Here is a 16,379-nt window from a genome sequence, read left to right as displayed (position 1 = left end):
GTGGGGTGGCTGCTGCGTTCATCGCGTTTCGGGTCTGCTTTCGAATGTCGCGCAGTCTGCCGGGTCGGGGTGTGCGCCTGCAAGTTGCAGGCGCCAGGCTGCCACCTGCGTCAAGCTTTTAGGCCGCGTTTGCTCGCGATGCAGTCCATCAGGCGATCGCCGATGCGGGTGTCGAAGGCCGCATCGATCTCGCGGATGCAGGTGGGGCTGGTGACGTTGATTTCCGTCAGGTGTTCGCCGATCACGTCGAGTCCGACGAAGATCAGCCCCCTGTCGCGCAGGCTCGGGCCCACTGCCGCGGCGATCTCGCGGTCACGCTCGGTCAGCGGGCGTGCCTCGCCCCGGCCACCGGCCGCGAGGTTGCCGCGGGTCTCGCCGGCGGCGGGGATGCGCGCCAGGCAGTAGGGCACCGGTTCGCCGTCGATCATCAGGATGCGCTTGTCGCCTTCCTTGATGGCCGGCAGATAACCTTGCGCCATGATCTGCTGTTGGCCATGCTGAGTGAGGGTTTCCAGAATCACCGAGAGGTTGGGATCGCCCTCGCGATGGCGAAATATCTGCGATCCGCCCATGCCATCCAGGGGTTTGAGAATGATGTCACGGTGCTGTATCGCAAACTCGCGCAGAATGTCGGGGCGCCGACTGACCAGGGTCGGCGGTGTGTATTGGGGAAACAGGGTAGCGAAGAATTTTTCGTTGCAGTCGCGCAGGCTCTGAGGTCGATTCACCACCAGTACGCCGTCACGTTCGGCCTGCTCGAGCAGATAGGTGGAGTAGACGAATTCATTGTCGAAGGGCGGGTCCTTGCGCATCAGGATCACGTCCAGCTCGGCGAGCTGCATGTCCTGTTCCGTACCAAGGGTGAACCACTTTTGCGGGTCGTTGAATACTTCCAGCGGCCGCAAGCGGGCTCTGGCCTGGCCCTGGGCCTGGTAGAGATCCTGCTGTTCCATGTAGAACAGCGACCAGCCGCGTGCTTGAGCGGCCAGCAGCATGGCCAGCGAGCTGTCCTTCTTGAAGGAGATGCTGGCAATCGGATCCATGACGATCCCGAGACGAAGGCTCATGGGGAAAATCTCCGCGAGATAAAGGGTGAAGGCCGGGTTGGCCGTGCCGAACAATGGCTGTCAGGGTGGCGTCGGCCGGGGCCTTGGTCAAGGGCCGGTGCTGCCCTGGCGGCCTTATAGATTGCATGTGGAGAGTGTGCTAAAAAGGCCCGACGATTGGGGCAAGACCAATCGGCGACTGGGCCTCAGGCATACTGATAACGCGAATATAACGACTCACCGAGGCGATGGTAGGGCGAACATGGAACAGCATTCCGAGGGTTTGAAAGTGATGGTGATCGACGATTCGAAGACGATTCGTCGCACCGCGGAAACTCTGCTGAAAAAAGTGGGTTGTGATGTCATCACCGCGGTCGATGGCTTCGATGCCCTGGCCAAGATTGCCGACACTCACCCGAGCATCATCTTTGTCGACATCATGATGCCGCGTCTCGATGGGTATCAGACCTGTGCCCTGATCAAGAACAACAGTGCTTTCAAGTCCACCCCGGTGATCATGCTGTCCTCCAAGGACGGTCTGTTCGACAAGGCCAAGGGGCGGATCGTCGGTTCCGATCAATATCTGACCAAGCCCTTCAGCAAAGAAGAGCTGCTCGGAGCGATCAAAGCCCACGTGCCGGACTTCACCCCGGTAGAACAAGCCTCCTGACGTGTCGGCCTGCAGGGCCGTACGCCTCTTCTGTATTGGGAAACACCATGGCTCGAATTCTGATTGTTGATGACTCACCGACCGAGATGTACAAGCTGACGGCCATGCTGGAAAAGCATGGCCATCAGGTGTTGAAGGCGGAGAACGGCGCCGATGGCGTCGCCCTGGCTCGCCAGGAGAAACCGGATGCGGTGCTGATGGACATCGTCATGCCCGGGCTCAATGGTTTCCAGGCGACTCGTCAGCTGACCAAGGACGCCGAAACCAGCCACATCCCGGTGATCATCGTCACCACCAAGGATCAGGAAACCGACAAGGTCTGGGGTAAGCGCCAAGGCGCCAAGGACTACCTGACCAAGCCGGTTGACGAAGAAACCTTGCTGAAAACCCTCAATGCGGTACTGGCCGGCTGATGCCGGGCAGGTCGCGAAGCAGATAAGAAAAGGCCAAGGCCGGCATGGCGGACGTGCAGACTCCATTCCAGATTCTCCTCGAGATCGACCAGCGTTGCCGAGCCCTGGCGGCCGGCTTGCCGTCGCAGCAGACGGCGGTGCAGACCTGGAGCGGCATCGGCTTTCGCATGGGCGAGCGATTCTTCGTCGCGCCGATGGGGGAGGTGGGTGAGGTGTTGCACGAGCCACGCTACACCCTGCTGCCGGGTGTGAAAGGCTGGGTCAAAGGGGTGGCCAACGTGCGTGGCCGCCTGTTGCCGGTGATGGACCTGTGCGGGTTCTTCGGCAGCGAACTGTCGCCGCTGCGCAAGCTGCGACGCGTGCTGGTGGTCGACCACCAGGAGATCTTCGCCGGCCTGACGGTCGACGAAGTTTTCGGCATGCAACATTTTCCCGTGGATGCGTTTTCAGAACAGCTGCCGCCTCTCGAGGCGAGCATTGCACCGTTCATTCACGGAGTCTTTCAGCGAGAACAGCCCTGGTTGGTATTCAGCCCGCATGCGTTGGCGGCCGATCAGGGGTTTCTCGATGTTGCCTACTAACAGAAATTCGGTTGGGTCGGTTCTTCCGGCCCTTTGGCGTTACATGGGAACCGTAGTGCGGTCGGTCCAGGCGGGGGCCAGATAATGAAAAAACTCAATACAGGCAATTTGTTGGTCGGAGCACGCAGCAGCACGCTGATCGCGGCGCTGTTCGTCGTGCTCATCGTCTCCATCGTGCTGTTGTTCGCGAACTTCGCCTACATCAACACCCAATCCAACTACGATACCGAGTACATCGGCCACTCCGGTGAGCTGCGCGTACTCTCCCAGCGTATCGCCAAGAACGCCACGGAGGCGGCGGCAGGTACTGCCGAGGCCTTCGGCCTGTTGCGCGATGCGCGCAACGACTTCCAGCAGCGCTGGGGCTACCTGACCGACGGCGACGCCGCCAGCGGTCTGCCGCCGGCGCCCGAGGCCGTACAGCCGCAGATGGCCACGGTGCAGCAGGACTGGGACAGCCTGCGGCAGAACACCGACGCCATTCTCGCCAGTGAGCAGACCGTACTGTCGCTGCACCAGGTAGCCGCCACCCTGGCGGAAACCATTCCGCAGCTGCAGGTCGAGTACGAGGAAGTGGTCGACATCCTGCTGGAAAGTGGTGCGCCGGCCGCGCAGGTTTCCGTGGCCCAGCGTCAGTCGCTGCTGGCAGAACGTATCCTGGGTTCGGTGAACAAGGTACTGGCGGGTGACGAAGACTCGGTACAGGCCGCTGACATGTTCGGCCGCGACGCCAGCCTGTTCGGCCGCGTACTGGCTGCGATGCTGGAAGGCAACGCGGCGATGGAAATCACCCAGGTGACCGACGAGGAGGCTCTCGAGCGTCTGGCGGAAATTTCCGAGCTGTTCGAATTCGTATCCGGTTCGGTGGACGAGATTCTCGAAACCTCGCCGGAACTGTTCCAGGTGCGTGAATCGGCGAACTCCATCTTCACCGTTTCCCAGACCCTGCTGGACAAGGCATCCGATCTGGCCGGCGGCTTCGAAGACCTGGCCGACGGTCGTGCCATGAACACCCTGTTCGGCTATGTGCTGGGTGCTCTGGCGCTGGCTGCGATCATCCTCATCGGTCTGGTGATGGTGCGTGAGACCAACCGCCGTCTCGCTGAAACCGCCGAGAAGAACGAGCGTAACCAGGCGGCGATTCTGCGACTGCTCGATGAGATCGCCGACCTCGCCGACGGTGACCTGACAGTGGCCGCGACGGTAACCGAGGACTTCACCGGTGCCATCGCTGACTCCATCAACTACTCCATCGACCAGCTGCGCGACCTGGTAGCGACCATCAACCTGACCGCCGTTCAGGTAGCCGGTGCTGCCCAGGAAACCCAGGCCACGGCGATGCACCTGGCCGAGGCTTCCGAGCACCAGGCCCAGGAAATCGCCGGTGCTTCTGCGGCGATCAACGAAATGGCCGTGTCGATTGACCAGGTATCGGCGAACGCCAGCGAATCGTCCGCGGTAGCGGAACGTTCGGTAGCCATCGCCAACAAGGGTAACGAGGTCGTACACAACACCATCACCGGCATGGATAACATCCGTGAGCAGATCCAGGACACCTCGAAGCGGATCAAGCGCCTCGGTGAATCGTCCCAGGAGATCGGTGACATCGTTAGCCTGATTAACGACATTGCCGACCAGACCAACATCCTCGCACTGAACGCCGCGATCCAGGCCTCTATGGCCGGTGACGCAGGCCGAGGCTTCGCGGTGGTAGCGGACGAGGTACAGCGCCTTGCAGAACGTTCCTCTGCGGCGACCAAGCAGATCGAAGCGCTGGTGAAAACCATTCAGACCGACACCAACGAAGCCGTTATCTCCATGGAGCAGACGACCTCCGAAGTGGTGCGCGGTGCTCGCCTGGCGCAGGATGCCGGTGTGGCACTGGAAGAGATCGAGAAGGTATCGAAGACCCTCGCGGCCCTCATCCAGAACATCTCCAACGCTGCCCGTCAGCAGGCCTCGTCGGCTGGTCACATCTCCAACACCATGAACGTGATTCAGGAAATCACCTCGCAGACGTCCTCGGGTACCACCGCCACCGCGAAGAGCATTGGTAACCTGGCCAAGATGGCCAGTGAGATGCGCAAGTCGGTGTCTGGCTTCACCCTCCCGGACGCCTGATAAAGGAGTGCGGAGGCTGGCTGCAGCCTCCGCGACATAGCCATGACCCAGGGCGAAGGTATGCAGTCAGCGGGCGTATGGGCATTGCGCCCAGTGACCGACATGTCGCAAGCCGATTTCCACGACTGGCAGACGCTGCTCGAAGCGCGTACCGGTGTGGTGATCAGCGAACAGCGACGTGCCTTTCTGCAGACCAACCTGAGTGCGCGGATGCGCGAGTTGGGCGTCACGGACTACGCCAGTTACTACCGACAGGTCACCGATGGCCCCCGTGGCGCGGTGGAGTGGTCGACCCTGCTGGATCGTCTGACCGTGCAGGAAACCCGCTTCTTTCGCCATCAGCCGTCGTTCGAGGTGCTCGCGCAGTATCTGCAGGAGCGCCTGGCCGCCGGGCTGAGCAAGCCCTGGGAGTTGTGGAGCGTGGGTTGCTCCAGTGGTGAGGAGCCCTATTCGCTGGCCATCCAGGCCGCCGAGACCTTGCAGGGCAGTGAGTTGCCGGAGCATTTCGCGGTCACCGGTACCGATATCAGTCAGGGTGCGTTGAGCCGGGCGCGTGAAGCCAGTTACTCGGCGCGGCGCCTGGAACAGGTGGGTGATGAACTGCGTGAACGCTACTTTCTCGCGCAGGCAGACGGACGTTTCAAGGTAGTACCGAGCCTGGCAGCTCGCGTGTGTTGCGCCAGGCTCAATGTGCTGGAACTGGCCAAGGCGCCAATGTCCGGCATGGATGTGATTTTTTGTCAGAACTTGCTGATCTATTTCCGCCGCTGGCGTCGCCGCGACATCCTCAACCGCCTGGCTGAAAGCCTGGCGCCGGGTGGCCTGCTGGTCGTAGGTGTGGGCGAAGTAGCCGGTTGGCAGCACCCGCACCTGGTGCCGGTGGCCGACGAGCGAGTTCTGGCGTTTACCCGCAAGGGATAAGGCCAAGTTTATGAGTGGAGTGGCTATGGGTGATCGGCATGATTATGTCGCCCTGGAGTGGGTAAAAGGCGAGATCGGGGAAACCCTGAAGCAGGCGCGGCAGGCCCTGGAGGCGTTCGTCGAGAACCCGCAGGACCCCACGCGCATGCGCTTCTGCCTGACCTACGTGCACCAGGTTCACGGCACCTTGCAGATGGTCGAGTTCTACGGCGCTGCGTTGCTCGCCGAAGAGATGGAGCAACTGGCCAAGGCACTGATGGAAGGCCGCGTCGCCAACCAGGGCGAGGCCCTGGAAGTGCTGATGCAGGCCATCCTGCAGCTGCCGGTCTACCTCGACCGCATCCAGACTGCCCGTCGCGACCTGCCGATGGTCGTGCTGCCACTGCTCAACGACCTGCGCGCCGCCCGTGGCGAGAAGCTGCTGTCGGAAACCAGCCTGTTCTCCCCGGACATGTCCGTCCGCCTGCCGGCGCTGCCGGAGGGTGGCCTGGCGCGTCTGCGTACCGCCGAACTGCCGGTGCTGCTGCGCAAACTGCGGCAGATGCTGCAGATGGCGCTGGTCGGCGTCATCCGCAACCAGGACCTGGCCACCAACCTCGGCTACATGGCGCGGGTCTTCGCCCGTCTGGAGAACCTGTGCAAGGACGCCCCGCTGGGCGGCCTGTGGCAGATCGCCTCCGGCCTGATCGAAGGACTGGCCAATGGCAGCGTGGTCAACGGCACCTCGGTGCGCACCCTGCTGCGCCAGGTCGACAAGGAGCTCAAGCGCCTGGTCGAGGAAGGTGCTGACGGCATCAACCAGTCCGCTCCCGACGAGCTGACCAAGAACCTGCTGTTCTATGTGGCCAAGGCGCCGGCGCAATCGCCGCGCATCCGCAGCCTGAAGGCGCAGTACCGCCTCGACGATGCCCTGCCCGATACCGAGGTGGTGGACGAAGAGCGTGCCCGCTTGGCTGGCCCCGACCGCGATGCCATGCGCTCGGTGGTGGCGGCACTGTGCGAGGAACTGGTGCGGGTCAAGGACAGCCTCGACCTGTTCGTGCGCAGCGACCGCAGTCGTCCGGGCGAGCTGGATGCCCTGCTGGCACCGCTGAAGCAGATCGCCGATACCCTCGCGGTGCTTGGCTTCGGCCAGCCGCGCAAGGTCATTCTCGACCAGATCGACGTGATCCATGCGCTGTCCCTCGGCCAGCGCGAACCGAACGACGCGGTGCTGATGGACGTGGCTGGCGCGCTGCTCTACGTCGAAGCGACGCTGGCCGGCATGGTCGGCCCGGGCGATGACAGCCAGAACGAGCAGAGCCACCTGCCGACCACCGATGTCGGGCAGATTCACCAGCTCGTCATCAAGGAAGCGCGCAATGGCCTGGAGCAGGCCAAGGACGCGATCATCGAGTTCATTGCCTCGCAGTGGAACCACGAACACCTGGCGCGCGTGCCCGAGCTGCTGACCCAGGTCCGTGGGGGCCTGGCGATGATTCCGCTGCAGCGCGCCGCCGACCTGCTCAATGCCTGCAACCGCTACATTCAGGAGCAGTTGCTGGCACGCAAGGCCGTGCCCAACTGGCAGAGCCTGGATACCCTGGCCGACGCCATCACCAGCGTCGAGTACTACCTCGAACGTCTGGCCGAAGACCATGGCACCCAGGGCGATCTGATCCTCGACGTTGCCGAGGAAAGCCTGGAGACCCTGGGCTATCCGCTCAAGGAAAAGCCTTCGATTCTCGACCGTGTCGAGCCGGAGGAAGAAACCCTGGCGCCACTGGCCGACCCGCTGCAGGAAATCGAACTGCTCGGCGCCGAGGACGAACTGCTGGAAGAGCCGCTGGCCGAGATCGCGCCCCAGGTTGACGAGATCGACGAGCAGCCCGCCGAGGCACCGGCCGATCTGGAATTGCTGGAGGGCGACGCGGAGCTGCCGGTCGCCGCTGATTCCGCTGACGGCTTCACCTTCGAGCTGGCGGAGCTCGATGAGCTGCCGTCGCTGCAGGACGACGAGCTTGCCCCTGCCGCGCTGATCGAGATCGAGGCGGAACCTGAGCTGGAAGAGCTGAGCCTCGAGCAACTGAGCGAGACGCCGCAGTGGGACGAGCTGGAACTGGCGGACCTGGAGCTGCCGGAAGTCGAACTGCCCAGCGCGCCCGAGGTTGCGCCGCCAGCCGCCGAGGCGGAGGCGGACAAGCCGCTGTCGATGGCCGACGTGATGGCCGCACCGGTACAGGCGATCAACCCGCCTGCCGCCGACGTTCCGCCCAGCCTGCTGCCGCCGCCTGCCGACGAAGAACCGGTGGACGAGGAGCTGCTGGAAGTCTTCATCGAAGAAGCCGGTGAAGTGCTGGAAACCATCGCCGAGTACCTGCCGCAGTGGCAGGCCGATACCGACAACAAGGATGCGCTGATCGAAGTGCGGCGCGCCTTCCACACCCTCAAGGGCAGCGGGCGCATGGTGCGCGCGCTGGTCATCGGGGAGCTGGCCTGGTCCATCGAGAACCTGCTCAACCGTGTTCTGGATCGCAGCATCGAGCCCGCTGCACCGGTGCAGCAGGTCGTGCTCGACGTCGTCGCCCTGATGCCGGCACTGGTCGAGGAGTTCGCCGCCAAGGCCCAGCGTCAGCGCGATGATGTCGACCTGCTGGCCGCCACGGCGCACGCCCTGGCCAAGGGGCAAACGCCCCCAAAATCTGACGCCCCGGCCGCTCCGCAGGTAGCCGAGCCCGTGGGCGTAACCGAAGCTACCGCCGCCGTCGAGCAGGCCCCGGTCGCCCTGGATCAGGACCTCGATGGCGAGCCCCTCGATCCTCAGCTGCTGGAGATCTTCCGCAACGAGGCCGAGACTCATCTGGATACCCTGGTCGGCTTCCTCGCCGATTGTGCGCAGGAGTTGCCGCAACCGGTAACCGACGACCTGCAGCGTGCCCTGCACACGCTCAAGGGCAGCGCCTACATGGCCGGCATTCTCCCCGTGGCGGAAATCGCCGCGCCGCTGGAGAAGCTGGTCAAGGAATTCAAGACCAACCTGATTCAGGTCGACCTCGCCGCTGCGGAACTGCTGAGCAGTGCCGAGGGGCTGTTCCGCATCGGCCTGGACAACCTGGAAAGCCAGCCACTGGCAGCGATTCCCGGTGCCGAGGCATTCCTTGCCCGGGTCCAGGCACTGCATCAGGATCGCCTCGCCAGTGCCGAGGACGAGCGTAGCGGAGAAAGCGGCGAGAGCCGTGATCCGCAGCTGATCAGCATCTTCCTCGCCGAAGGCATGGACATCCTGCTGGATGCCGAGGACCTGCTGCGCAAGTGGCGCGAGCACCCCTCCGAGCGTCAGGAGTTGTCCGCGCTGCTGGAAGAGCTGACGACCCTGGGGCGTGGCGCGGAAATGGCCGAACTGCCGCAGATCGACGAGCTCTGCGAAGCCTTGCTCGACCTCTATGGCGCCGTCGAGGAAGGCAGTCTGGCCGTCAGCGAGCGTTTCTTCGACGAGGCAGAGAAAGCCCACGAAGCGCTGATCGGCATGATGGACCAGGTGGCCGCCGCGCTGCAGGTCAGCCCTCAGCCCGAGCGTGTTGAGGCGCTGCGTCAGTTGCTGGCCGAGGCCATCGACCCGAACACCCTGGCGTTGCTGTCGCCCGATGTCGAAGGCCTGCAAGTCGTCGAACTGGACCAGGCCACCGCCGAACTCGAGCAGGCCGAACAGTCGGCCGCGAGCGATGCCCCCGCCGAGCCGCAGCTGACCGAGGAGCCGTTCGAGGCCGTCGAGGCCGAGCCGGTGCCTGAAGCGCACGCGAGCTTCAGCCCGGCCGATGCCGAACTCGACGAGGAGATGGTCGAGATCTTCCTCGAAGAAGCCGTCGACATTCTGGAAAGCGCGGGGCAGGCGCTGGAGCGCTGGCTGAGCGAGCCGGACAACACCATGCCGCTGTCGTCGCTGCAGCGTGACCTGCACACCCTCAAGGGTGGTGCGCGTATGGCCTCGATTCGTCCGATAGGCGATCTGGGCCATGAGCTGGAGTCCCTGTACGAAGGCCTGGTCGACCGCCGCTACAACCATTCGCCGGAGCTGGGTAACCTGCTGCAGCAGAGCCACGACCGCCTGGCGCAGATGCTCGACCAGCTGCAGGCGCGCCAGCCGCTGGTTTCCGGTGATGACCTGATCCAGGCGATCCGTCAGTTCCGCCAGGGCGGGCCAGCACAGAGCCTGTCGGCAGCCGCTGCCCAGGTCGAGGCGCCGATGCTCGACGAACCACCGGCCAGCGAGGCTGACGAGCCGCTCGAATTCGATCTCGCTGACGATGACACGCCGCCTCTGGCCCTGGTCGAGGACGAGGTCGTCGTCGACAAGGTCATCGACGTACCGCTCGAAGACAACCTGCCGCTCGTCGACGAAGTGGAGCTGGAACTGCCTGACGAGCCGCTGCTGCCGTTGGCCGAGACTGCTGCCGAGCCCGAGCCCGAGCCCGAGCCCGAGCCCGAGCCCGAGCCGGAACCTGCGCCTGCACCTGCAGCGCAGGTCGTGGACAGCTGGCACGAGGAACGCGATCCCGAGCTGGTGGAGATCTTCCTCGAGGAAGGCTTCGACATCATCGAAAGCGCGGGCGCAGCCCTGCAGCGCTGGATGGGCGATGTCGACAACAGCCTGGAACTGGAAGCCCTGCAGCGCGATCTGCACACCCTCAAGGGTGGTGCGCGCATGGCCGAGATCCGCGAAATTGGCGATCTGGCCCATGAGCTCGAATTCCTCTACGAAGGTCTTGGCGGCGGCCGTCTGCGTGCCAGCCCGGAACTCTTCACCCTGCTGCAGGCCTGTCATGACCGCCTGGCCGAGATGCTGGAAGCGGTGCGTGGCCAGCGTGCGGTGCCCTCGGGTGAGGACCTGATCGATACGATCAAACGCTTCCGCGCCAACCCTGACGAACAACTGAGCATGCCGTCGGCCGTTCAGCTCAAGGCCGTAGTCGAGAGCGACGACGCCGATGAGGCGGACAGCGACATTCTCGACATCTTCCTCGAAGAGGGCGATGACCTGCTCGAGGCGATGGAAACAGCCATCGGGCGCTGGGAAGATCAGCGCGAGGACAGCGCGCCGATCGACGAGATGCTGCGCATCCTGCACACCCTCAAGGGCGGTGCGCGCCTGGCCGGGCAGAAGCGCCTGGGCGACATGAGCCACGACCTTGAACAGCATCTGAGCGAGGCATTGCAGCAGGGCGCACCGTGGCCGGAAAGCCTGTTCCTCGATGTGCAGTCCGGTTTCGAAGGCCTGCAGCAGGAACTCGACCTGCTGCGCCAGCGCCTCAGTGCCAGCCTGGCCGATGAGCCGGCTGCCGCGCCGGTCGAACCGGTCGAGGTTGCCACGCTGCCGGTGCAGAGCAGTGCGCCGATCGTCGCCGCCAGCGACGCGCCGACGCAGCTGCAGGCACCCAAGGTCCTGCCGTTCGTGCGCCGGGCCGAAGAGGCGGCTGCCGAGGCTGCCGCGCGCCGCGCGCCACAGGAACTGGTCAAGGTTCCTGCCGAGTTGCTCGAAGGGCTGGTCAACCTGGCCGGTGAGACCTCGATCTTCCGCGGCCGCGTCGAACAGCAGGTCAGCGACGTGAGCTTCACCCTGAGCGAGATGGAAGCGACCATCGACCGTGTGCGTGACCAGCTGCGTCGTCTCGACACCGAGACCCAGGCGCAGATTCTCAGCCGCTACCAGGCCGAGGCCGAGCGTGCCGGCTACGAGGATTTCGACCCGCTGGAAATGGACCGTCACTCGCAGCTGCAGCAGCTCTCGCGTGCGCTGTTCGAGTCCGCGTCCGACTTGCTCGACCTGAAGGAAACCCTGGCCGCGAAGAACCGCGACGCCGAGACCCTGCTGCTGCAACAGGCACGGGTCAACACCGAGTTGCAGGAAGGCCTGATGCGTACGCGCATGGTGCCCTTCGATCGCCTGGTCCCGCGCCTGCGGCGCATCGTCCGGCAGGTGGCCGGCGAGCTCGGCAAGCAGGTGGAGTTCGTCGTCGGCAACGCCGAGGGGGAAATGGACCGTACCGTGCTCGAACGTATCGTCGCGCCGCTGGAGCACATGCTGCGCAACGCCGTCGACCACGGGATCGAAGTGGCTGATGTACGCCGCGCCGCAGGCAAGCCGGATGCCGGCACCATCCGCCTGAATCTGGGGCGCGAGGGCGGTGATATCGTCCTCACGCTGGATGACGATGGCGGTGGTATCCGTCTGGAAGCCGTGCGCCGCAAGGCCATCGAACGTGGCCTGATGGACGCCGATAGCGACCTGAGCGATCACGAGATCCTGCAGTTCATCCTCGAGGCTGGTTTCTCCACGGCGGAGAAGGTCACGCAGATTTCCGGACGCGGCGTCGGCATGGACGTGGTGCACTCCGAGGTCAAGCAGCTCGGTGGCTCGATGAGCATCGACTCGACCCTGGGTCAGGGCACGCGCTTCACCATCCGCCTGCCGTTCACCGTGTCGGTCAACCGCGCGCTGATGGTGTACTCGGGCGAGGACCTGTACGCCATTCCGTTGAACACCATCGAAGGTATCGTGCGCGTTTCGCCTTACGAACTGGAGGCCTACTACGCCCCGGATGCGCCGCGCTTCGAGTACGCCGGCCAGGCCTACGAACTGAAGTACCTCGGCGACCTGCTGAACAATGGCCAGCAGCCCAAGCTGGTGGGCCAGAGTCTGCCGCTGCCGGTGATCCTGGTGCGCTCCAGCGAGCACGCCGTGGCCGTGCAGGTCGACAGCCTGGCCGGTTCGCGCGAGATCGTGGTGAAGAGCCTCGGCCCGCAGTTCGCCGGGGTGCATGGCATCTCCGGTGCGACCATCCTCGGTGACGGGCGCGTGGTGGTCATTCTCGACCTGCTGGCGACCATCCGCGTACTGCACGCGCACCTGCAGAATCAGCTGCTGCCGCGTCTGGCTTCGCGTCAGGTGGCGATCAGCGAAGAGGTCGAAGTCGACCGGCCGACTCTGGTCATGGTGGTGGACGATTCGGTCACCGTGCGCAAGGTCACCAGCCGTCTGCTCGAGCGTAACGGCATGAACGTGGTCACTGCCAAGGACGGGGTGGATGCCATCGCCCAGCTGCAGGAACACAAGCCGGACATCATGCTGCTGGACATCGAGATGCCGCGCATGGACGGCTTCGAGGTGGCGACCCTGGTGCGCCACGATGAACGCCTGAAGGACCTGCCGATCATCATGATCACTTCGCGTACCGGTGAAAAACACCGTGAGCGGGCGATGTCCATCGGCGTCAACCAGTACCTCGGCAAGCCCTACCAGGAGTCCTTGCTGCTCGAAACCATCGCTCAGTTGGTGGATAGCCATCAGGTCAAGCGGACATGACAGAGAAATCCCTCGCGCGCATTGCGGTCATCGCCGACACCTCGCTGCAGCGCCATGTGCTGCAGCAGGCGCTGGCAGGTGGTGGTTACCAGGTGGTGCTCAACAGCGATCCGGCGCGTCTCGACGAGGATGCCCTGGCCGCTTGCGAGACCGACCTGTGGCTGGTGGACCTGGCCCAGTCGGACGATTCGCCGCTGGTCGACAGCCTGCTGGAGCGCGCCAGCGCGCCGGTGTTGTTCGGCGAGGGGCATGCCCCTGAACGGCAGTCCGAAAACTATCCGCGCTGGGAGCGCAGCCTGTTCGGCAAGCTCAAGCGTCTGGTCGGGGACCCGGCCCAGGCCGTTGGCCCCAGCCTGCAGGCCCTGCTGGACGAAGCGCAGCGGCCGACCCGCCTCGAGCTGCCGCAGGCGCTGGCCGATACGCCGCTGAAGGCTGGCGAACCGGCGCGTCAGGTCTGGTTGCTGGCGGCCTCGCTGGGCGGTCCGGCGGCGGTGAAAGCCTTTCTCGATGCACTGCCGGGTGGCCTGCCCATCGGCTTCATCTACGCCCAGCACATCGACGCCAGCTTCGAAGCGGCATTGCCGCAGGCCGTCGGGCGGCACAGCCAGTGGCACGTCAATCCGGCACGCCAGGGCGACCCGGTGCGCTGTGGCGAAGTGGTGGTGGTGCCGATCGCCAGCGAGTTGGGTTTCGACGATCAGGGCGCCATGCAGATCGCCGAGCGCGGTTGGCCGGAGCCCTACAGCCCCTCCATCGACCAGATGATGCTCAATCTGGCGCAACAGTTCGGCGCCCAGTGTGGCGTCATCGTCTTCAGTGGCATGGGCAGCGACGGCAGTGCCGCCGCCGCGTACGTCAAACGCCAGGGCGGGGTGATCTGGACCCAGCGCGGCGACAGCTGCGCCTGCCCGAGCATGCCCGACAGCCTGCGCGAAGGTGGCTACAGCAGCTTCAGCGCCGACCCGCGCGAGCTGGCCGTGGCCCTGGTCAATCACCTTGCCGAACATTGCAGTTGATCGGGGTTTGCCCCCGTATAGGACGTTTTCATGAGTCAAGCCGTCGCCACCCAGAACAGTGCAGCCAACCTCACCGGGTTGCTGGTGCCGCTGGCCGACCGCACCCTGCTGCTGCCCAACGTGGCGGTCGCCGAGCTGATTCCCTATCGCGCGCCCCAGGTGAGCGAAGGTGCGCCGGCGTGGTTTCTCGGCCAGATCGCCTGGCGTGACCTGAGCCTGCCGCTGTTCTCCTTCGAGGCCGCCAGTGGTGGCCAGGCGCAGGTCGCCAGCGGGGCACGGGTCGCGGTGATCAACGCACTGGGCGGTCGCCCCAAGGTCAAGTTCATCGCCTTGCTGGTGCAGGGCATTCCCCGCTCGCTGAAGGTCGGCAGCGACCTGTCTGCGGCCGATGTCGAGCTGGCGCCGCTCGAGCTGGGCGCCGCACGCATTGCCGATGAGGTGGTGCGGATTCCTGATCTGGTGGCCCTGGAGCAGATGCTGGACGATGCCGGCCTGATCTGAGTCGCGCCGCAGGGCGCAGCAGGCCCCAACGAAAAAGCCCCGGCACATGGCCGGGGCTTTTTTATGCCGTTAGCGAGCGCAATCAGCGCTGCGCGTTAGCCTCTGCAGCTTCGGCTTTCTTTTCTTCTTGCAGATTGTCTTCCGAGGTGTGGCTACCCCAGTAGTCGGCGTTCTTGATGCCGAGTTTTTCCGGGTGGAACACCGGGTCCTTGCCTTCGTCCTGCTGTTGCTCGTAGTCCTTCAGGCACTTGTAGGCAATCTTGTGCATGAGCACGATGGCGATGATGTTCAGCCAGGCCATCAGGCCCACGCCGAGGTCACCCAGGTCCCAGGCAACGGTGGCGCTGCGCACGGTGCCGTATACGGTGGCCGCGATGATGCCGAACTTCAGCAGCAGGGTGAGGATCGGGCGCTTCACCTTGCGGTTGATGTAGGCAATGTTGGTTTCGGCGATGTAGTAGTAGGCCAGGATGGTGGTGAAGGCGAAGAAGAACAGGGCGATGGCAACGAAGGCGTTACCGAAGCCGGGCATCATGTTCTCCATCGCGGTCTGCACGTAGCCCGGGCCGGCGGCGACGCCAGCGATACCGGTGAACAGCGCGCTGCCATCGGGAGCCTGTACGTTGTACTGACCGGTGATCAGCAGCATGAAGGCAGTCGCCGAGCAGACGAACAGGGTGTCGATGTAGACCGAGAAGCCCTGTACCAGGCCCTGCTTGGCCGGGTGGCTGACGGCTGCCGCGGAGGAGGCGTGCGGGCCGGTGCCCTGACCTGCTTCGTTGGAGTAGACGCCGCGCTTCACGCCCCACTGGATAGCCATGCCGATGATGGCACCGAAACCGGCTTCGAGGCCGAAGGCGCTACGGAAGATCAGAGCGATCACTTCCGGCAGCTTTTCGATGTTCAGCAGGATGATCACCAGGGCGACCAGGATGTAGCCCAGCGCCATGAACGGCACCACCACCTGGGTGAAGTGGGCGATACGCTTGACGCCACCGAAGATGATCAGGCCGATCAGGACGGCGAGCAGGGCAGCGGTCACGTTCGGGTCGATGCCGAATGCGGTTTGCGCGCTGGAGGCGATGGAGTTGGCCTGTACGCCCGGCAGCAGCAGGCCGCAGGCGAACACGGTGACCACGGCGAACAGCCAGGCGTACCACTTCAGACCCAGGCCCTTCTCGATGTAGAAGGCCGGGCCACCACGGTATTCACCGTTGAGCTTTTCCTTGTACACCTGGCCGAGGGTGGACTCGACGAACGCCGAGCTGGCGCCGAGGAAGGCAACCATCCACATCCAGAAGATCGCACCCGGGCCGCCGAAGGTGATGGCGGTGGCCACACCGGCGATGTTACCGGTACCGACGCGACCGGCGAGGGTCATGGTCAGGGCCTGGAAGGAGGAGATGCCGTGCTCATCGGTCTTGCCGGTGAACATCAGGCGGATCATTTCTTTGAAGTGGCGGACCTGGAGGAAGCGGCCGCGAAGGGAGAAGTAGAGACCAACGCCGAGACATAGATAGATCAGCGCCGGGCTCCAGACCAGACCGTTGAGGGTCGAGACCAGTTCGTTCATGCAATGCTCCTGGGCATGCGGCCGCCTTTTGGGCGGGGCCGAAGCCCGTTGATTTGTTATTGGAAGAGGAACGACGCAGCGGGGCGCCGGCCTCGGCCGGGCGCAGGTCGCTGGTAAAGCAGGTCGCGCACGCGGCGCGCAGAGCATGACAAAGACTGCTCGGCTTGCAATCTCTTGAGGTCACATTTTGTTACGCCA

Annotated in this window: 10 protein-coding genes; 8 read left to right on the top strand and 2 right to left on the bottom strand. The window is 64.3% G+C overall.

The window, feature by feature from the left end:
• Window positions 1–110: 110 nt before the first annotated feature.
• Window positions 111–1,067: a glutathione synthase gene (gene gshB / locus EPK82_RS07220; protein WP_037050142.1), complete on the bottom strand. Its 957-nt coding sequence runs from the start codon at window positions 1,065–1,067 to the stop codon at window positions 111–113.
• 241 nt (window positions 1,068–1,308) lie between these two features.
• Here gshB and pilG point away from each other — a divergent pair, with 241 nt between their 5' ends.
• The 8 genes from pilG (at window position 1,309) to EPK82_RS07180 (ending at window position 14,608) form a co-directional block, all read left to right on the top strand.
• On the top strand, window positions 1,309–1,716 hold the full coding sequence (gene pilG, locus EPK82_RS07215; protein WP_003458788.1) for a twitching motility response regulator PilG: 408 nt from the start codon (window positions 1,309–1,311) through the stop codon (window positions 1,714–1,716).
• A gap of 47 nt (window positions 1,717–1,763) precedes the next feature.
• Complete coding sequence (gene pilH, locus EPK82_RS07210) at window positions 1,764–2,129, top strand: twitching motility response regulator PilH (protein WP_004373130.1); 366 nt, start codon at window positions 1,764–1,766, stop codon at window positions 2,127–2,129.
• A 44-nt stretch (window positions 2,130–2,173) separates the two neighbouring features.
• Window positions 2,174–2,710 carry a chemotaxis protein CheW gene (locus EPK82_RS07205; protein ID WP_037050140.1) on the top strand — a complete coding sequence of 179 codons (537 nt, stop codon included), beginning with the start codon at window positions 2,174–2,176 and terminating at the stop codon, window positions 2,708–2,710.
• Window positions 2,711–2,794: 84 nt separating this feature from the next.
• A complete protein-coding gene (locus EPK82_RS07200; RefSeq protein ID WP_037050137.1) occupies window positions 2,795–4,831 on the top strand; it encodes a methyl-accepting chemotaxis protein in 2,037 nt (678 codons plus the stop codon).
• Between the two features lie 60 nt (window positions 4,832–4,891).
• Window positions 4,892–5,752: a protein-glutamate O-methyltransferase gene (locus tag EPK82_RS07195; RefSeq protein ID WP_037050283.1), complete on the top strand. Its 861-nt coding sequence runs from the start codon at window positions 4,892–4,894 to the stop codon at window positions 5,750–5,752.
• 25 nt (window positions 5,753–5,777) lie between these two features.
• A complete protein-coding gene (locus EPK82_RS07190; RefSeq protein ID WP_134676174.1) occupies window positions 5,778–13,091 on the top strand; it encodes an Hpt domain-containing protein in 7,314 nt (2,437 codons plus the stop codon).
• Window positions 13,088–14,107 (top strand): chemotaxis protein CheB, encoded by a 1,020-nt coding sequence (locus EPK82_RS07185; RefSeq protein WP_037050131.1) that lies wholly within the window; start codon window positions 13,088–13,090, stop codon window positions 14,105–14,107. The genes EPK82_RS07190 and EPK82_RS07185 overlap by 4 nt, the downstream gene beginning before the upstream one ends.
• A gap of 30 nt (window positions 14,108–14,137) precedes the next feature.
• Window positions 14,138–14,608: a chemotaxis protein CheW gene (locus EPK82_RS07180; protein WP_134676173.1), complete on the top strand. Its 471-nt coding sequence runs from the start codon at window positions 14,138–14,140 to the stop codon at window positions 14,606–14,608.
• Window positions 14,609–14,690: 82 nt separating this feature from the next.
• Here the strand turns inward: EPK82_RS07180 and EPK82_RS07175 are convergent, their stop codons facing one another.
• Window positions 14,691–16,181 carry an alanine/glycine:cation symporter family protein gene (locus EPK82_RS07175; RefSeq protein WP_037050126.1) on the bottom strand — a complete coding sequence of 497 codons (1,491 nt, stop codon included), beginning with the start codon at window positions 16,179–16,181 and terminating at the stop codon, window positions 14,691–14,693.
• Between the last annotated feature and the right edge of the window lie 198 nt (window positions 16,182–16,379).

This window comes from Ectopseudomonas khazarica, from assembly GCF_004521985.1.
In the GTDB taxonomy this organism is placed as follows: domain Bacteria; phylum Pseudomonadota; class Gammaproteobacteria; order Pseudomonadales; family Pseudomonadaceae; genus Aquipseudomonas; species Aquipseudomonas khazarica.
Note: the sequence above shows the minus strand (reverse complement) of the source record. Positions and strands in the feature narration are given on the sequence as shown.

Excerpts from the sequence above, each read along its gene's own strand:
- EPK82_RS07200 (WP_037050137.1), top strand. The coding sequence starts at position 2,795 with ATGAAAAAACTCAATACAGGCAATTTGTTGGTCGGAGCACGCAGCAGC.
- EPK82_RS07180 (WP_134676173.1), top strand. The coding sequence starts at position 14,138 with ATGAGTCAAGCCGTCGCCACCCAGAACAGTGCAGCCAACCTCACCGGG.
- pilH (WP_004373130.1), top strand. The coding sequence starts at position 1,764 with ATGGCTCGAATTCTGATTGTTGATGACTCACCGACCGAGATGTACAAG.
- EPK82_RS07175 (WP_037050126.1), bottom strand. The coding sequence starts at position 16,181 with ATGAACGAACTGGTCTCGACCCTCAACGGTCTGGTCTGGAGCCCGGCG.
- EPK82_RS07205 (WP_037050140.1), top strand. The coding sequence starts at position 2,174 with ATGGCGGACGTGCAGACTCCATTCCAGATTCTCCTCGAGATCGACCAG.
- EPK82_RS07190 (WP_134676174.1), top strand. The coding sequence starts at position 5,778 with ATGGGTGATCGGCATGATTATGTCGCCCTGGAGTGGGTAAAAGGCGAG.
- EPK82_RS07195 (WP_037050283.1), top strand. The coding sequence starts at position 4,892 with ATGCAGTCAGCGGGCGTATGGGCATTGCGCCCAGTGACCGACATGTCG.
- pilG (WP_003458788.1), top strand. The coding sequence starts at position 1,309 with ATGGAACAGCATTCCGAGGGTTTGAAAGTGATGGTGATCGACGATTCG.
- EPK82_RS07185 (WP_037050131.1), top strand. The coding sequence starts at position 13,088 with ATGACAGAGAAATCCCTCGCGCGCATTGCGGTCATCGCCGACACCTCG.
- gshB (WP_037050142.1), bottom strand. The coding sequence starts at position 1,067 with ATGAGCCTTCGTCTCGGGATCGTCATGGATCCGATTGCCAGCATCTCC.